Source organism: Arthrobacter sp. FW306-2-2C-D06B (assembly GCF_021789175.1).
In the GTDB taxonomy this organism is placed as follows: domain Bacteria; phylum Actinomycetota; class Actinomycetes; order Actinomycetales; family Micrococcaceae; genus Arthrobacter.
The window spans coordinates 3,917,919-3,933,637 of the sequence record NZ_CP084560.1; the positions used below are offsets into that span (position 1 = coordinate 3,917,919).

Annotated in this window: 15 protein-coding genes; 6 read left to right on the top strand and 9 right to left on the bottom strand. The window is 63.6% G+C overall.

All coding sequences use genetic code 11. The features are described 5' to 3' along the window. The 8 genes from LFT47_RS18220 to LFT47_RS18255 form a co-directional block, all read right to left on the bottom strand. Entirely contained in the window at positions 1–996 is a 996-nt protein-coding gene (locus LFT47_RS18220) for an NAD(P)-dependent oxidoreductase (RefSeq protein WP_236812859.1), read from the bottom strand. 21 nt (positions 997–1,017) lie between these two features. Beyond that, complete coding sequence (locus LFT47_RS18225) at positions 1,018–2,538, bottom strand: aldehyde dehydrogenase (protein ID WP_236812860.1); 1,521 nt, start codon at positions 2,536–2,538, stop codon at positions 1,018–1,020. A gap of 10 nt (positions 2,539–2,548) precedes the next feature. Continuing rightward, on the bottom strand, positions 2,549–3,652 hold the full coding sequence (locus LFT47_RS18230) for a mandelate racemase/muconate lactonizing enzyme family protein (RefSeq protein WP_236812861.1): 1,104 nt from the start codon (positions 3,650–3,652) through the stop codon (positions 2,549–2,551). A gap of 5 nt (positions 3,653–3,657) precedes the next feature. Beyond that, positions 3,658–4,164: a formaldehyde-activating enzyme gene (fae, locus tag LFT47_RS18235; protein WP_236812862.1), complete on the bottom strand. Its 507-nt coding sequence runs from the start codon at positions 4,162–4,164 to the stop codon at positions 3,658–3,660. Between the two features lie 2 nt (positions 4,165–4,166). Beyond that, a complete protein-coding gene (locus LFT47_RS18240) occupies positions 4,167–5,102 on the bottom strand; it encodes a glycine betaine ABC transporter substrate-binding protein (protein ID WP_236812864.1) in 936 nt (311 codons plus the stop codon). A gap of 101 nt (positions 5,103–5,203) precedes the next feature. Then, entirely contained in the window at positions 5,204–5,989 is a 786-nt protein-coding gene (locus tag LFT47_RS18245; RefSeq protein WP_236812865.1) for an ABC transporter permease, read from the bottom strand. Then, on the bottom strand, positions 5,986–7,020 hold the full coding sequence (locus LFT47_RS18250) for an ABC transporter ATP-binding protein (RefSeq protein WP_236812867.1): 1,035 nt from the start codon (positions 7,018–7,020) through the stop codon (positions 5,986–5,988). Before LFT47_RS18250 ends, LFT47_RS18245 begins: the two co-directional genes overlap by 4 nt. Continuing rightward, entirely contained in the window at positions 7,013–7,678 is a 666-nt protein-coding gene (locus tag LFT47_RS18255; protein WP_236812869.1) for an ABC transporter permease, read from the bottom strand. Before LFT47_RS18255 ends, LFT47_RS18250 begins: the two co-directional genes overlap by 8 nt. A gap of 140 nt (positions 7,679–7,818) precedes the next feature. Between LFT47_RS18255 and LFT47_RS18260 the strand changes: the two genes are divergently transcribed. After that, complete coding sequence (locus LFT47_RS18260; RefSeq protein WP_236812871.1) at positions 7,819–8,682, top strand: IclR family transcriptional regulator; 864 nt, start codon at positions 7,819–7,821, stop codon at positions 8,680–8,682. On the opposite strand, the gene LFT47_RS18265 is transcribed toward LFT47_RS18260, so the two are convergent. Next, on the bottom strand, positions 8,659–9,300 hold the full coding sequence (locus tag LFT47_RS18265; RefSeq protein ID WP_236812873.1) for a TetR family transcriptional regulator C-terminal domain-containing protein: 642 nt from the start codon (positions 9,298–9,300) through the stop codon (positions 8,659–8,661). The two genes, LFT47_RS18260 and LFT47_RS18265, sit on opposite strands and share 24 nt — an antisense overlap. Before the next feature lie 105 nt (positions 9,301–9,405). Here LFT47_RS18265 and LFT47_RS18270 point away from each other — a divergent pair, with 105 nt between their 5' ends. From LFT47_RS18270 to LFT47_RS18290, 5 genes are all read left to right on the top strand, one after another. After that, positions 9,406–10,956 (top strand): APC family permease, encoded by a 1,551-nt coding sequence (locus tag LFT47_RS18270; protein WP_236812875.1) that lies wholly within the window; start codon positions 9,406–9,408, stop codon positions 10,954–10,956. After that, positions 10,957–11,868, top strand: a complete 912-nt coding sequence (locus tag LFT47_RS18275; RefSeq protein ID WP_236812877.1) for a carbon-nitrogen hydrolase family protein — start codon at positions 10,957–10,959, stop codon at positions 11,866–11,868. 233 nt (positions 11,869–12,101) lie between these two features. Then, positions 12,102–13,811: an alkaline phosphatase family protein gene (locus LFT47_RS18280; RefSeq protein ID WP_236812878.1), complete on the top strand. Its 1,710-nt coding sequence runs from the start codon at positions 12,102–12,104 to the stop codon at positions 13,809–13,811. A 173-nt stretch (positions 13,812–13,984) separates the two neighbouring features. Then, a complete protein-coding gene (locus LFT47_RS18285; RefSeq protein WP_236812879.1) occupies positions 13,985–14,326 on the top strand; it encodes a hypothetical protein in 342 nt (113 codons plus the stop codon). 121 nt (positions 14,327–14,447) lie between these two features. After that, on the top strand, positions 14,448–15,719 hold the full coding sequence (locus LFT47_RS18290; RefSeq protein WP_236812881.1) for an MFS transporter: 1,272 nt from the start codon (positions 14,448–14,450) through the stop codon (positions 15,717–15,719).

Sequence of the window (15,719 nt, forward strand, 5' to 3'; positions counted from 1 at the left end):
TCAGGCTCCTTCTGCTGCGATAGCGGGCACGATTGCGGCCCGCAACTGCATTCCGATGGCGTCTTCGTAAAGTTTCACGGGCGTCATTTCGCCGGCTTTATCGCCGTAGAGGGCCTTGGCCCGGCGGTAGAGCTGCTCCACGAGCGACGACAGTTCCACGGGGACCCCCACGGAACGGGCGAGGTCCACCGAGAGGCCGAGGTCCTTGCAAGCCAGGGCTATCGCGAAGCCTTCGTCGTAGTCACCGTGGTTCAGGATGGACAAGACATCGTTCTGGACGAAGTTCGAGTTGGCCGGGCTGGCGACGAGGGCCTGCCGTAGGACTTCCAAGTCCACGCCTGCCTTAACTCCGGTGCTCAGGACCTCTGCCGTGGCTACGAGGTGGGAGAACCACAGCTGGTTGATCATGAGCTTCACGGCGTAGCCTGCTCCGTGGCCGCCCACATGCAGGATCCGCTCGGGGTCCCCCATTGCCTCGAACACCGGGCGGAGGCGCTCGACGTCGGCAGCCTCGCCGCCGATGAAGATCTGCAGCATGCCGTTCGCGGCCCCGACAGACATACCGCTCACGGGCGCGTCCAGGACGCGGACGCCGCGGGCCTCCCCGGCTTCGCGGACCCGGTTCGCCACGTCCGGAACGGAAGTGGACATGTCCACCCATGTCCCGCCGTCGGGCAGTCCCTCAAGGATGCCTCCCGGACCCATGGCGACGGATTCGACGTGCTTAGGGGTGGGGAGCATGGTGATCACGACGTCGGAGCCGGCGGCGACTGCCGCTGCGGTGTCCGCCCATTCGGCGCCATTGGCAAGGAGTTCGGCGGCGGACCCTTTGCGGACGTCGTTGACGACCAGATGGAAGCCGGCGGACTGGAGATTGCGGGTCATGCCAGAACCCATGTTGCCGAGCCCAATGAAGCCGATGCGGACCGTTCCTGGGGTGAAGGCCGGTTCGGGGGAAGCCGCCCCGGCGGCAGGATCGTGGGTTGTTGCTGTCATATCAAGTCTCGATTCCGATAGTCAGGCGTCATCCAGGGCTGCGTCGCCCAGGTTGATCCATGTGGTTTTCAGGGCGGAGTATGCGTCAAGGGCGTGCAGAGAACGGTCCCTGCCGAAACCCGATTCCTTGAAGCCGCCAAAGGGAGTGATGATGTCTGCGACGTCGAAGGTATTCACCCACACGGTGCCGGCGCGCAATTCGCGGGCCACGGTATGTGCCTTCGTGATGTCCTGCGTCCAGACACTTGCCGCGAGTCCGTACTTGCTGTCGTTGGCCATCCGGACGCCCTCCGCGGCGCCGCGGAACGTGCTGACGGCTAGGACCGGCCCGAAGATTTCCTCCTGGCCGATGCGCCCGGAGTTGTTGACGCGGTCCAGGACCGTGGGCTCCAGGTAGTAGCCGTTTTCGACGCCGGACGGACGGATCCGGGTGCCTCCGCTGGCGACCGTGATGCCCTCGGACTCGGCGACGCGGTAGTAGCCCAGGATGCTCTCCAGCTGGCGCTCGTCGACGATGGCGCCGATCTGCGTTGCAGGGTCCAGCGGGTCGCCGAGCTGCAGGGAACGGCCCACCTTGATGACTTCTTCGAGGAGTTCGTCGTGCACACGCTCGTCTACGAGGAGGCGGGAGCCGCCGTGGCAGGTCTGGCCGGCGTTGTAGAAGATGCCCCATGCGACGGCGGACGCGCACGCTGCGATGTCGCCGACGTCGTGCAGCACCACTTGGGGGGACTTTCCGCCGAGCTCCAACGCCACCTGCTTGCCGTTGGATTCGGAGGCGTAACGCTGGAAGTACCTGCCCACCTCCGGGGATCCGGTGAAGGTGATTTTGTCGACCAACGGGTGGCGGCCCAGGGTGGCTCCGGCCACGTGTCCCAGGCCGGGAACGACGTTGAACACGCCGTCCGGGACACCGGCCTCTGTGGCCAGCTCGGCAAGGCGCAGGGCGCTGAGGCTCGTCTGTTCGGAAGGCTTGAGTACGACGGAGTTCCCGGCTGCCAGGGCCGGGGCCACTTTCCAGGCGGAGATGATCAGCGGGTAGTTCCACGGAACGACGGCGCCGATCACGCCGAGCGGTTCCCGCGAGATGAGGGCGAGCGCGTTGCGCGGAGTGGGCGCGACGTCGTCGTACACCTTGTCGAGGGCTTCCGCGTACCAGCGGAAGGTCCGGGCGCAGCTTGGCACGTCGACGGCGAGCGCGTCGCTGATCGGGTGGCCGCTGTCCGTGGATTCCAGGAGGGCGAGTTCCTCGAGGTTCTCCAGGATGAGTTCGGAGAGCCGCGTGAGGACCTGTTGGCGGTGGCGCCGGTCGGTCTTGGACCACGCACCGGCCTCGAAGGAGCGGTGCGCGGCGACGACGGCGTCGTCAACGTCCTGCTCCCCGGCTGCCGCGACGCGGGCGGTGACCGAGCCGTCGCGGGGCGAGACCGTGGGGAACGTTTCGCCGCTTCGGGCGTCGCGGAAGCCGCCGTCGATGTACAAACCAGTGGAAGGGCGCTGGGCGCCAGCCCTCTGGATCCAGTCGTTCTTCGTTGCTGTCATTGCGGGTTCCTTAGACCGAGTACTTCTTGACGGCGTCGTAGTCGATGACGGCGCCCAGGCCCGGAAGGTCGGGTACGCGGAGCGCACCGTCGGCGTCGATGTCCAGCGGCTCCATGAAGAAGTCGCGTCGTTCGGGAGTCCAGCCGGGCGGATCGTAGGGGAATTCCAAGTATGGCCCCGCGTCCACGCCGGCGGCTACGTGCAGATTGGCCAGCAGGCCCAGTCCGTTGCTCCAGGTGTGCGGAGTGAAGAAGCGGTGCTTGAGGTTGGCGGTCTCGGCCACTTGCCGGGCCCGGTACATGCCTACAGCCAGAGCGACATCGGGCTGGTAGATGTCGTAGGCGTCGGCTTCAATGAGTGCCATCATCTCGGGCATGCTCCGGACCATTTCTCCGCCCGAAACCTGGATGCCGGTCTGCTCGCGAACACGCTGGGCACCCTTGATGTCGGATTGCGGCAGCGGCTCCTCGAGCCAGCGGACATCCAATTCGGCCAACTGCGTTGCGAGCTTGTGGACCTTCGCCAACTCCAGAGCCGGTTCGATGTCGCCGCTCATGCGCCACATCTGGTTGAGGTCCACCATGAGGTCGAAATCGCTGCCGACGGCTTCCCGGGCCGCACGGACGGATTCCACGCCTTCCTCAAGGTGGTCCCGGGCGATCCTGATCTTCATCGCCTTGAAGCCGCGGTCCTTGGCAGCGAGCGCGGATTCGGCCCGGGCAGCAGGGGCCTTGAGTTCGCCGGAAGAGGCGTAGGCCAGCAGTTTGTTGCGCGCTCCCCCGAAAAGAATGGCCACGGGCAGCTCGGCCACCTTGCCGATGATGTCCCAGAGCGCCGCTTCCAAAGGCCAGTAGCGGCCGCCATGGAAGTTGATGGTTTCGATGCGGCGGACCTGGTTGAGGATGGCCAGCGGATCCGTGCCGATGAACAAGTGCTCGTAGGCCTCGAACCCGTCCATGGTGTCGCCCGAGCCAACGCCAGTGATGCCTTCGTCTGTTTCCACTTCCACGAGCGTGGCCGGGAACGTGGTACGCGGTACGGGGTCCCACGCTGCGTTGAAGGGCGGGTCGAGGGGCAGAACCATGCGGGTCAGCCGGATGGCGGTGATCTTCATTGTTGTCAGCCTCGCGGAGTGAAGAAGGGATTGGACGGGACGTTGCGGGCCTCGATGACGGCCGCCGTTGAGGGCAACTGTTGCGCCCCGTTTTCCAGGGCGGTGCGTGCGGACTCGCGGTTGTTCCGGTAGACGGCGTCTTCGTCGTCCGCGCCAGGGTTGACCCAGACGGCGGCGATCACCACATGGGAATCCGCCTGTTCCGCGGTGACGGTACCCTCTGCCAAGGCATCCGCGACGCCCGCCGCGATGCCTGCCTGCGCGGCGCCCCAGATGAGGTTGCCGTGCCGCTCATTGGCGGGAGCCGCTTTGGTGACGAACAGTGTCAACGGCTTGACTGGCAGGGAGGGCCGGAGGACGGTGACGAAGGGGACATGTCCAGCGCTGGGCGTTGCGAGGGCAGTGGCCCAGGCGGTGCCCGCCGGGCCATCCCTGTGGCCGAGGACCGTGTTCACATGGGCCGCGTTGAGGCCGTCGCCTACGAATGATTCGCCGATCTGCACCGCAGTCATCGCTAGATCAGTCCTTCCGACTTCAGCCAGTCGCTGGCAATCTTGTCCGGATCGTCTCCATCGACGTCGGCCTTGGCATTGAGCTTCTGCATGACCTCGGTGGTGAGCTTCGGGGAGACCTTAGCCATGATGTCCGCGATGGCGGGGTACTTGGCGAGCATGTCCGCCTTGATGGTGAGGGCGCCCTGGTAGATCGGGAAGAACTGCTTGTCGTCCTGCATGACCTGGAGCTTCAGTGCCGAGATTCGGCCGTCGGTTTCGAAGACTTCACCGAAATTGCAGTCCTGGCCCTTCTGGGTGGCGGTGTAGATGACGCCGGTGTCCAGCATCGAGACCTTCGCGTCGGGACTGAGGCCGTAGGCCTTCTTCAGCCCGGGCCAGCCGTCGTCGCGGGTGGAGAATTCACTTTCCATGCAGAAGGTCTGCTCCTTGGCCGGCAGTTTCGCGATGTCGGAAAGGGACTTGATGTTGAGCTCCTTGGCCTTGTCCTCGCGGATAGCGAAGGCATAGGTGTTGTTCAACGGCGCCGGGTCCAACCATGCGATGCCCTTTTTGGCGTCGGTGGCCTTCACGGCGTCGAACATTTCCTTCTTGTCCTTGATCGGGGTGGTCTGCTTGTTGTACGTGATCCAGGACGTGCCCGTGTACTCCCAGTAGCCCGCGAACTGGCCGGTTTCGAAAGCCGTACGGACATTGGCGGAACCAACCACCTTGGTGTTGGTAGTGGTCTTGGCGCCGTGGGCGTTGAGCACCTGGCTTGCGATGTTTGACAGGATGAACTGCTCGGAGAAGTCCTTGGCTCCAAAGACGCCGGTCAGTCCGTCGAGCTCTTTGCCCTTGGCCGTGTCCGTGGATGAGCTCGCGGAGCCGCCACATGCGGTCAGGCTCAGGGCGGCAACGACGCCGGTGGCCAGGAGTGCGAGTACTGGTTTCTTCATGTTGGGTCCTTTGCTGAAGTGGGCAGGCGCCACTGGGGGAAGGCTTGGAGGATTTTGGGGTTTTGGTTCAGGAGGGTTCTTGGTGTCAAAGGCGTGGGGACTCAGAGGCCTTTGGGTTTGAGCAGGTCTTCGGCCAGCCCCGCGATCCAGTCGATGGCCAGGGCGATGCAGGAAACCACTACGGCTCCGGTGATGAGCACGGGCCAACGCTGGAGTTTGAGGCCGTTGACGATCATGTCGCCCAAGCCACCGGCGTTGATGAAGGTGGCCACTGTGGCCACCCCGACGCAGAACACCAAGGCGGTGCGCAGGCCGCCCACGATCACCGGGATCGCCAGGGGCAGCTCGATCCGGGTAAGGACCTGGAGGGGGTGCATGCCCATTCCCCGGGCCGCTTCAGTGAGGCTCGAGTCCACTTGTTCCAGGCCCACGAGGGTGTTCCGCAGGACGGGCAGGACGGAGTAGGCCACGAGGCCGACGAGGGCCACTTCGAAGCCGAGCTTCCAGACAATGGCCAACAGGATCACCAAGCCGATTGCCGGAGTGGACTGGCCGACGTTGGCAATGCCGAACACCACCGCGTGGACAGTCCTTGAGTGGATACGGCTCAGCGCGATGCCGGCCGGGATGGCAATGACGGCGACAATCGCTGACGCGACAACCGTCAACCGCAAGTGCTCGAAGGTGCGGTCCTGGAGGTATTGCCAGTTCAGGGTCCGTTGTTCGATTGAGTCCAGGGAAAGCGATCCGAGCCACAAGAACAGCGCGAGCAACGCGAGCACGATGACAACCGGGGTGCCGAAGCGCTTGACGGCGAAGTACTTCCCTCGCCGGTTGGATGCCGTTCCGAAGGCCGTGGCAAGATCCAAGGTGGCCTGGGCTGTCATGGCCGGGCTCCGCTCAACGTTCCGCCGGCCAATGCGTCGGGGAGGACTTCGGCCCCCAGGACGGCGGAGATCTTCTGGATGTCGATGGAGCCGACAGCCCGGCCATGCGCGTTGACTACTGCAACTGGGGTCCCGCCGGAGAGGACCAGGGCATCCAGCGCGTCACGGAGCGAGTCGGTGAGGCTGACCTCGATGGCACCGCGGACAGCGACGGTGGGGCCGAGCGTGGCTTGGTTCACCGGGATTAGCCCCAGGCGTTTGAGGGCCGCGCCGTGTCCGACAAACTGCGAGACGTAGTCGTTGGCCGGATGTGCCAGGATGTTCGCCGGGGTGTCGAATTGCTCAATCTGCGAGCGCTCGGACAGGACAGCGATGCGATCGCCGAGCCGGACCGCTTCGTCGAAGTCGTGGGTCACGAAGACGATCGTCTTGCTCAGCTTTTCCTGCAAGCGGAGGAATTCGCTCTGCAGCTTTTCGCGGGTGATGGGGTCCGTTGCGCCAAAGGGCTCGTCCATGAGCATGACGGGCGGATCCGCAGCCAGGGCCCGTGCCACGCCCACCCGCTGCTGCTGGCCGCCGGATAGCTGGCGCGGGTAGCGGGAAGCGAACACCTTGGGGTCAAGTTCGACGACGGAGAGCAGCTCTTCGACGCGGGCTTGGGTCTTGTTCTTGTCCCAGCCGAGCAACTTGGGGACCACGGAGATGTTCTCGGCGATGGTCATGTGCGGGAACAGGCCGATTTGCTGGATCACGTAACCGATCCGCCGGCGGAGCTCGTTGGGGTTCAGCGAGAGGATGTCTTCGCCGTCGATGGTGATCGATCCAGACGTCGGCTCAATGATTCGGTTGATCATCTTCATGGTGGTGGTCTTGCCGCAACCCGAGGGGCCAACGAACATGATCAACTCGCCTGGAGCGATGTCCATGGAAAAGGAATCGACGGCGGGTCCGGCCTGGCCGGGATATGTCTTGGTGACGTCTTTGAGGACGATCCGGGCGCCGGCTGCCGGACGCAAGATTGTTTCAGACACGAAGTCCCCTTGAGGTAGTGAGGCGGCGGATGGCAACGAACGCTGCATCCAGCAGCAGGGCGAGAACAATGACGCCGACGGTTCCGACGACGGCGAAGTTGAGGGCATTCTTTGAACCAAGGCTGGACAAGCCTTTGAAGATCATTCCGCCCAGGCCTGGTCCGCCCACATAGGCGGCAATCGCGGCGATTCCCATGGAGAGCTGCGCGGAGACCCGCACGCCGGTAAGGACGACGGGCCATGCCATGGGCAGCTGCACCCGGAACAGCGTCTTTACTGTTCCCATTCCCATTCCGAGGGCGGATTCGGAGACCGCGGGTGGGACCTCGCGCAGTCCAACAACCGTGTTGCGGATGATGGGCAGCAGCGCATAAAAGGCGAGTCCCACGATGGTGGGGGTCCAGCCGAGGCCCAAGACCGGGATGAGCAGCGCGAGCAAGGCCATGGATGGGATCGTCAGGCCGACGCCTGCACCGGCAATGGCTACCGAGCGGCTGATCGGCTTGTTCCAGACAAGCACTCCGATGCCGACGCCGACTACCGTGGCGATCAGCAAGGAAACCAAAACAACCACAAGATGCTGGGTGGCGGATTCGGCGATGTCTGCCGATCTCTTTGTGAGGAACAAACCGAAGTCCGAGAAGAACGAGTCGTTCAACGTGATCCTCCTTTTCACTTCGTCGGGTCAAGGATGGGGACTCACAACTGCGTGAGCCATGCCACAACCGTATGAGGTGAGTTCCCTTTTGCGCAATGCGAGTTGTTGATATGTCAACTCGACATTGCTATGGTCGTTTTGTGAGTGACTCAAATGCTTCAGCTGCCCCCCGCCCTGCGCGGCGCAATTCATCCGGCCTGCGGCGCGATCTGGAGCTTCTGGAAATCCTGGGCTCCCCGGAGTCGGTGGCCGCCTCCGGATTGGGCGTGAGCAAGGTCGCCGAAATCGCGGGCCGGGACAAGGCCCAGGTGTCCCGGACGCTTGCCACCCTCGCAGAGGCCGGCCTGGTCGACAGGGACCCGGATAGCCTCCTGTACAGCCTTGGATACGGGCTCTACGCCTTGGCCGCGCGGACCGCGGAAGCCAGGATGGTCAGTGCTTCGACTCCGTTCCTCAAGCGCGTCTCGGCAGCCACCCACGAAACCACGCACCTCTGCGTGCTGCGTGGCGGCACTGTGCTTACTTTGAAGAGTGAGATGTCCAACCACACGTACAGGGCACTCGGCTGGGAAGGCGTCAGCGTTGACGCGTGGGGCACATCCTCCGGCCGCGTGCTGGTCAGTGACTGGGACGCCACAGCCCTTCGCGATTGGTATGACACCAACGCCGCCAAAGCCTCGGAATTGCAGGATCTCTCCCCCCTGGCGTTGGAAGCAGGGCAAGGCCAACCCGGCCACCGGCCCAACAAGATCCAGAGTTTCGAGGACCTTTGCGCCGAAATTTCCCTGATTCGCCGGCGCGGCTATGCAGTGGTGGACGAAGAGTTCGAACTAGGAGTGGTGGGCGTTTCAGCTCCTGTCTACGACTTCAAGAAACGGATCGTAGCGGCGTTCAATGTCAGTGCCCCGAAGCAGCGCTTCGGCCGCCATCTGGAGCAGGCCGGGGCTCTGGCGGCGAAAGTGGCAATGGAGTTCTCGGCATCACTGGGTGCGCCGCTCGGGTAGCGCGATGACGTGGTCGAGGAGCACCTCCCTGTTGACGCCAAGGAGGGCCGCGGCGAGACTCGCGATCAGGTCGAGCACATAGTCTTTGCTGGCATTGCCGGCCAGCACATCCATGACCAGCCCGTCCTCCTGGGCCACGAGGGTGCGCGCGATCTTGGGCGGAGCAAATACTGGAAGGAACTCACCGGCCTCCACGCCCTCGGCAATGACCCTTTCGTAGATGAGCTGTTGGGCGCTGGTGAGTTCGTTTTGCATCCGCCGATGCTCCGCGTCCCTGAGCGAGTGGGGCCAGTACTCGTAGAGTATCCGGGAGACATCGTTATCCAACCCTGCGGTGGTTCCTGCCCGAATAACCGCGGCGAGGCGGACAGTCGGGCTCATATCGGCGCTGACCGCCTCCGACAGCTTTGCAAGCAGGCGGTCGGAGGAAGCCTTGACCGCGGCGGCCGTGATATCGGCAAGGCTCCCGTAGTAGTACAGGACGGCGTTGGCGGCCATACCGGCCTCCGCGGCTATTGCGCGCAGCGTTGCGCCTTCCGCACCATCCCGGGCGGCGACAGCTTGCGCCGCTGCCACGATCTCCCGTCGACGCACTTCCCTTTTGCTGAGCCCTGCCATTGCCGTCCCCCGCTTCGATGCCTGTTGACAACCAGCCTAATCGAGTATTGAATGGCATTCAAATTTGAATGTGATTCAAATAACTTGATTCGATGAGGAGTCTCCATGTCACATCACCTTCCACCCCCCACCGCTCCACCCCTCGCTGCTCCGCCCCCCGCTACCACCAAAGGACTGAAAGCCGGATCGATCGGCATCGGCCCAACAGTGGCCTTGGGGCTCGCCGCGGTTGCCCCGGCGTACAGCCTTGCCGTAACCCTCGGCTTCGTTGTCCTCGCAGTGGGGACGAGCACGCCCGCCGCGTTCCTTCTGGGGTTCCTGCCCATCTTGTTCACGGCCTTCGCGTTCCGGGACCTCAACCGGGAAATGCCCGACTGCGGCGGAGTTTTCGTCTGGATCTCACGAGTGTTCGGGCCGTGGGCCGGCTGGTTTTTCGGTGGTTGGGTGCCTCAGATCGCCACCTTCATCGCCAGTGCGGCCCTGGCCCAGGTAGCCACGACATACCTCCTCACCTTTCTGGGGCTGGGCTGGGCGGCCTCCCAACCCGTAATCGTCGTCGCCATCGCGGGCGGGATGATCGCCCTCAGTGCTGTTGTGGCAGCCAGGGGCATCGAATTATCCGCCTGGCTCCAGTACGCACTGATTGCCTTGCAGCTGGTTGCCCTAGGCGGGTTCTGCATTGGAGCCTTTACCGCCATGGCCGCCGGCAGTTCAGTAGCCGGTGCGGAGACGCCGGTCCTGGACTGGTTCAATCCCTTTGCCTCCGGCGATCTTTCCGGCCTGGTCCACGGCGTCATCCTGTGCCTGTTCATCTACTGGGGCTGGGATTCGCTCATAGCGGTCAATGAGGAAACGACCGATCGCAAAGGCACACCCGGGCGGGCCGTGGTCATCACCACCGTGATCCTGCTGTTCTTCTACGTCGTGACCGCGACCGCCGCCGTCGGATTTGCCGGGACCAAGGGGATCACGGATCCGGCGACCGTCTCGGACGTCCTGTCCGTGCTCGGTCCACAAGCCACCGGCGGCATCTTCGGACAGGTCATCATTCTCGCCGTCGGGATCTCGGCATTGGCGGCCCTGATGACCGTCGCGATCAGCACTCCCCGGTCCTGGCTGAGCATGGGAACGTACGGCGCGCTGTCCGCAGCCACAACGAAGATGCATCCCTCCCGGGGGACACCCACCACGTCAATCGCCTGGTGGGCCTTCCTGAGCATTGCCGTGACAATAGTGCTCGCATCGATCAGCGCCGACTTCATCGGCCTCGCCATTCTTTCAGTCGGCCTGATGATCGCCGCATACTACGCCGTAACCGCACTGGCCTGTGTGGTCTACTTTTCCCCCGAGATGCGCACTTCAGCGCCTGCCCTCCTGCTCAAGGGCATCCTCCCTGGCCTGGGTGCCCTCCTGATGACTGGTGCGTTTGCGTACAGCGCCATCGACATGTTGTCACCCGAATACGCGGGGCTCTCCTGGCTTGGCATCGGAACGGTGTTCTGGATCGGAATCGGGGCCCTCGCCCTGGGCGTCCTGGTCATCGCGATCATCCGCCCGAAACTGCCTTCCTACTTTTCCGGACAAACGATCCCCAGGGGAACCTTCTCCACCCGAAACGAATTGCAATCCATACTCAGCACCGAAACCGAGGCATAAATGCGAGTCCTTTCCATTGCGGCAATCCAGACGAAGCCCGTTCCCTACGATGTCGAAGCAACGTGGGAACGGTTTGCCGCCCAGGCCGAAACCGCCAAGCACCTCGGCCCTGGAGTCGATGTCATCGTCGCACCCGAACTGCTGCTCGCAGCGCCCGGGGAATTCCTGATCCCGGACCCGGACGGCGAGACGCGTTCAGCCGGGCCCATCCCAAGTCAACTCACACATCGCATTTCCGCTCTGGCCCGCCGCCTGGGAGTCTGGCTCGTACCCGGATCCCTCTTGGAAACAGACGGGGGAAACACCTACAACACGGCAATCGCAGTTTCCCCTGAAGGCGAGATCGTTGCCCGATACCGGAAGCTCTTTCCGTGGCGTCCGTTCGAAACCACCACTCCCGGCGACTCGTTCGTGACTTTCGACATCCCTGGCCGCGGACGGGTGGGCCTCGCCATCTGCTTCGACGGGAGCTTTCCGGAAGTATCCCGGCAGCTGGCATGGCTGGGCGCAGAAGTCATCATCCAGCCCACCCTCACCACAACCCGAGACAGGGAAATGGAAATCGTGATGTCGCGAGCCAACGCCTTCGCGAACCAGGTATACGTGGTCAACGTCAACGGCGCCGACCCATCGGCTGTGGGAGAAAGTGTCATCGTCGATCCGGAAGGCACCATCATGCAGCAGGCCAGGGGAGGCGAAGAGATCCTCTTTGCCGTCCTGGACCTCGACAGGGTCACGCAGGTCCGGCGCTACGGCACACTCGGCATCAACAGGCCTTGGTCGCAGCTCCAGGACCAACAAGGAATCTTGGCCTACCCCATGTTCGGCGGAGCGCATTTCCAGCCGCCTTCGTGGACCACTTCCGGCATGGACGATCCACGCGCGAACCAATTCAGCTCCTCGGCTTCCTGACAGTCTCGTTGAAAGGGCAACGTCCCTGCCAAGTAGCACGCGTACCCCCGGCCGCCCGGGGGTACGCGGATTTCCTGTGAGTTTCGGAAGAGTTGGGCTACCCGCAATTGAATCTGTCGTGAACGTTCCGCGGTGAGGCCCATTCGGCGAGACGGATCCCTTCCCTGCAACAAGAATCATCCGGGGACGCATTCTCGATCGATAAGAACGCAATAGCGAAGGGTCTTACTTTGATGAAGACAGCCAAGAAAAAAGGGCTTGCCTCAGCAGCGGTCCTCGGAGCCGTACTGATGGCAGGATCCGCGGTGGCGCCGGCGATGGCCGACGACGCTTCCCGTGGCGGCCAGGACGTTCAGGGCAAGCAAGGATCAGACAGCAAGGGCCAAGGCGGCCAGGGCGAAACATCGAAGCACGTCCTGCTGCTTTCGGTGGACGGCCTCCACCAGAAGGACCTGGATTTGTACGTGAAGAACCACCCGACGTCGGCACTGGCGTCGCTGGTCAACCACGGCACCAGTTATACCCACGCCCAGACTCCCGTGCCTTCGGACTCCTTCCCCGGCATGGTCGGCCAGATGACCGGCGGAAATCCCGGGACCACCGGCGTCTACTATGACGACACCTTCAACAGGGCACTCCTGCCGGCAGGCACAACTGACTGCAAGAACACTGCGCCCGGCGCCGAAGTGGCCTTCACCGAAGCCGCCGACAAGAACCCGAACGCCCTCGACGCCGGCCAGGGCCTGTCCGGGCTTCCGGCGAGCATCCTGAACATGACGGGACAGCCCGGTGCACTCCTTGACCCGGCCGCGCTCCCGGTTGACCCGGCAACTTGCAAGCCGGTTTACCCGCACCAGTACTTGAAGGTGAACACGGTTTTCGAGGTGGCGAAGAGCGCCGGCCTGACCACGGCGTGGTCGGACAAGCACCCGGCCTACGAGATCCTGAACGGCCCCTCAGGCAAGGGCCTGGATGACCTGTTCACCCCTGAGATTAACAGCAAGGCCGCCGCTCCGTTCACTGGCGACTGGACGCAGGACAACGCCGCAACCCAGCAGTACGACGGCTACAAGGTCCAGGCCGTGCTGAACGAAATCGACGGCAAGGACCACTCAGGCACCAAGGCGGCCGCAGTACCGGGCATCTTCGGGATGAACTTCCAGGCCGTCTCGACGGCTCAGAAGCTCCCGACGTCGGACGGCCTCACCGGCGGTTACCTCCAGGGCGGCACCGTCCCCGGGCCGCTCTTGAGCAAAGCCCTGGACTTCGTCAACGCTTCCGTGGGTAAGTTCGAGTCAGCGCTGGCGGCTTCCGGCCATGCAAAGGACACCACGGTGATCCTTTCTGCCAAGCACGGACAGTCGCCGATGGACGCTTCGACGCTGACGAGGGTGCCTGACGGCGCGATCATCGACGGCCTGAACGCAGCATGGAAGTCGGCCCACCCCGGCTCCGCGGACCTCGTGGCGTTCTCCACCGACGACGACATCATGCAGCTGTGGCTTTCGGACCACTCGCAGGCCGCAGCGCAGTTCGCCAAGGACTACCTCGCAACGCACGGTGCCGCCGGGAACGACATCAACGGAGCTGCCAAGACCGTGACAACCTCGGGGTTGAGCAAGGTCTATGCGGGCAGCGAAGTTGCAAACTACTTCGGCACCCAAACCAGCGATGCACGCTACCCGGACATCCTGGGGATCGCCCAGACCGGCGTTGTTTACACAGGCGGCAAGTCCAAGATCGCCGAACACGGCGGAGCCAGCGCGGACGACCGCGATGTGCCGCTCGTGATCTCCGGGGCCAATGACGAACACGCCCGGACCGTGACCACCACGGTCGAGACGACGCAGATTGCGCCGACCATCCTCAAGACCCTTGGCCTGGATCCCAACAAGCTGCAGGCCGTGCAGATCGAGGGGACCAAAGCACTCCCCCAGCGCTGATCCAGCGCACTTCGAACACTGGAGGGGTTCCGCGGCCGGACGGCCGAGGGGCCCCTCCCTTGTACTCATCCGAGCCTGGGCTGTACGAAAAGGACCGTTCCGCTGGCTAAGCCTGCATTGGGCGCCACGCCGCATCTGCTTACAATCAAACGTCAGCAACTACTGAGGGAACCATGAAGAAAATCACCACAACCCTGCTCGCGGCCGGGCTCCTCCTCTCCGCTTCAGCCTGCTCGGCACCGCAGCAGCTGAGCACCGCGGACACCTGCAGCCGGGTCAAGACCGTTATCTCGAACCCCACGAACACCACGGACAAAACGGGAACCATCCGCGTAGCCAACCAGCTCCGCCCGATCGAAGTCGTGTCCTCGGATGAGCTGAAGCCCACCCTGAAGACGCTTGTGGACTACCTGGACGAGTCCTCAAAGGACAAGCCGGATACCGCGAAGCTCGATGCCATGAAGAACGATTACCAGAACGCGGGCACCAATTACGGCAAGTACTGCGGCGGCTAAAGGCGGCTTGCATTCCCGACCCGAGGACTGGCCATCGGCGCCCGGTCCTCGGGTGGCCGTCATCGCCACAAGTGTCCGCTTTATCGGGTTTTTCCTGCCAATGAACGGACGCTGAAAGCCCATGGATGGTCCGAACCCGCAGGACGTTTTCCGGATTCCCGGATACCTGGCTTTCTGGTCGGCCTACACGGTGTCAGGCTTTGGAACCTACATCACTACCTTGGCGCTGCAGGTCTTGGTGCTGGATGGGCTCGGAGGCACCGCGACCGACGTCGGATTGCTGAACGCGGGCCGGTGGCTTCCTTACCTCGCTTTCGGATTGGTTGCTGGTGCCCTCGTCGACCGACGGCCACGGAAGCCCGTGCTCATAGGGACAGACCTCGCGCGGGGGATCCTTCTGCTGGCCATTCCGGTTCTCTACGCCGTCGGCCGGCTGAACCTCGTTGTCCTCATCGTCTTCGTTTCATTTTTCGGAGTGTTCTCTCTCTTCGGCGACGCCGCATCCCAGTCGTTTTTCCCACGGATCGTGGCCAAGCGGGATTTACTCGCGGCACACGCGAGGGCCGACCAAAGTGATGCCGTCGCCCAGACTTCCGGTCCGCTCATTGCCGGCGGCTTGGTCACTCTCCTGGGAGCTCCCTTCGCCGTCCTCGCAGACGCCGCATCCTACTTATTTTCCGCGCTGGCGATCTCCCGGGTTCGCGTTCTGGAGCCCCGGGAAGCTTCCGGTACGTCCCTGCGCGGTCTCCGCCCGGACATCGCCGAGGGACTCCGCTGGGTCTACCGCCACCGCGTCCTTGCACCAATGGCTGTCGGATCCCACGTGTGGTTCCTCTCCAACAGCATGCTCGGAACCGTCTTCGTGTCCTTCGTCCTGCTCGAACTGAGGTTGTCTCCGTTCGAACTTGGCATCACGCTTGCGACCGCTGGAGCCGCCGGGCTGATCGGAAGCAGCTTCTCGACCAGGTTCGGGATGAGATGGGGAGCCGGACGGGCAGTGATCATCTGCAACGGCTTCATGTCCATCGCTTGGGCGATCATCGCCGTCGTGCCTGCCGGCAGCAGCCAGAAGTGGCTCGTGATTCTCTTCCTGGCCGCCGGGCAAGCCCTCTATGGACTCGCCCTCGGGCTGAGCAACGCGAACGAGATGGGCTACCGGCAAGCGGTAACCCCGGACCACCTGCAAGGACGCATGAACACCACAATACGGTCCGCGAACCGGGCGATGATTGTGGTCGGCGCACCCGCAGGCGGTCTGCTCGCGGTATCAATCGGATACCAACCGACTCTGTGGATCGGTATCGCGGGATTCATGGCGGCTGCGGTGTTCCTTGCGGCATCGCCGTTCCGTTCGGCGCGGCACGGAGACGCTGTCCAGGGCAACCTCCAGTAG

What these genes read in the sequence shown, in the direction of transcription:
- LFT47_RS18270 (WP_236812875.1), top strand. Translation starts at nt 9,406, where the DNA reads ATGTCACATCACCTTCCACCCCCCACCGCTCCACCCCTCGCTGCTCCG.
- LFT47_RS18230 (WP_236812861.1), bottom strand. Translation starts at nt 3,652, where the DNA reads ATGAAGATCACCGCCATCCGGCTGACCCGCATGGTTCTGCCCCTCGAC.
- LFT47_RS18220 (WP_236812859.1), bottom strand. Translation starts at nt 996, where the DNA reads ATGACAGCAACAACCCACGATCCTGCCGCCGGGGCGGCTTCCCCCGAA.
- fae (WP_236812862.1), bottom strand. Translation starts at nt 4,164, where the DNA reads ATGACTGCGGTGCAGATCGGCGAATCATTCGTAGGCGACGGCCTCAAC.
- LFT47_RS18285 (WP_236812879.1), top strand. Translation starts at nt 13,985, where the DNA reads ATGAAGAAAATCACCACAACCCTGCTCGCGGCCGGGCTCCTCCTCTCC.
- LFT47_RS18240 (WP_236812864.1), bottom strand. Translation starts at nt 5,102, where the DNA reads ATGAAGAAACCAGTACTCGCACTCCTGGCCACCGGCGTCGTTGCCGCC.
- LFT47_RS18280 (WP_236812878.1), top strand. Translation starts at nt 12,102, where the DNA reads ATGAAGACAGCCAAGAAAAAAGGGCTTGCCTCAGCAGCGGTCCTCGGA.
- LFT47_RS18245 (WP_236812865.1), bottom strand. Translation starts at nt 5,989, where the DNA reads ATGACAGCCCAGGCCACCTTGGATCTTGCCACGGCCTTCGGAACGGCA.
- LFT47_RS18290 (WP_236812881.1), top strand. Translation starts at nt 14,448, where the DNA reads ATGGATGGTCCGAACCCGCAGGACGTTTTCCGGATTCCCGGATACCTG.
- LFT47_RS18225 (WP_236812860.1), bottom strand. Translation starts at nt 2,538, where the DNA reads ATGACAGCAACGAAGAACGACTGGATCCAGAGGGCTGGCGCCCAGCGC.
- LFT47_RS18265 (WP_236812873.1), bottom strand. Translation starts at nt 9,300, where the DNA reads ATGGCAGGGCTCAGCAAAAGGGAAGTGCGTCGACGGGAGATCGTGGCA.
- LFT47_RS18275 (WP_236812877.1), top strand. Translation starts at nt 10,957, where the DNA reads ATGCGAGTCCTTTCCATTGCGGCAATCCAGACGAAGCCCGTTCCCTAC.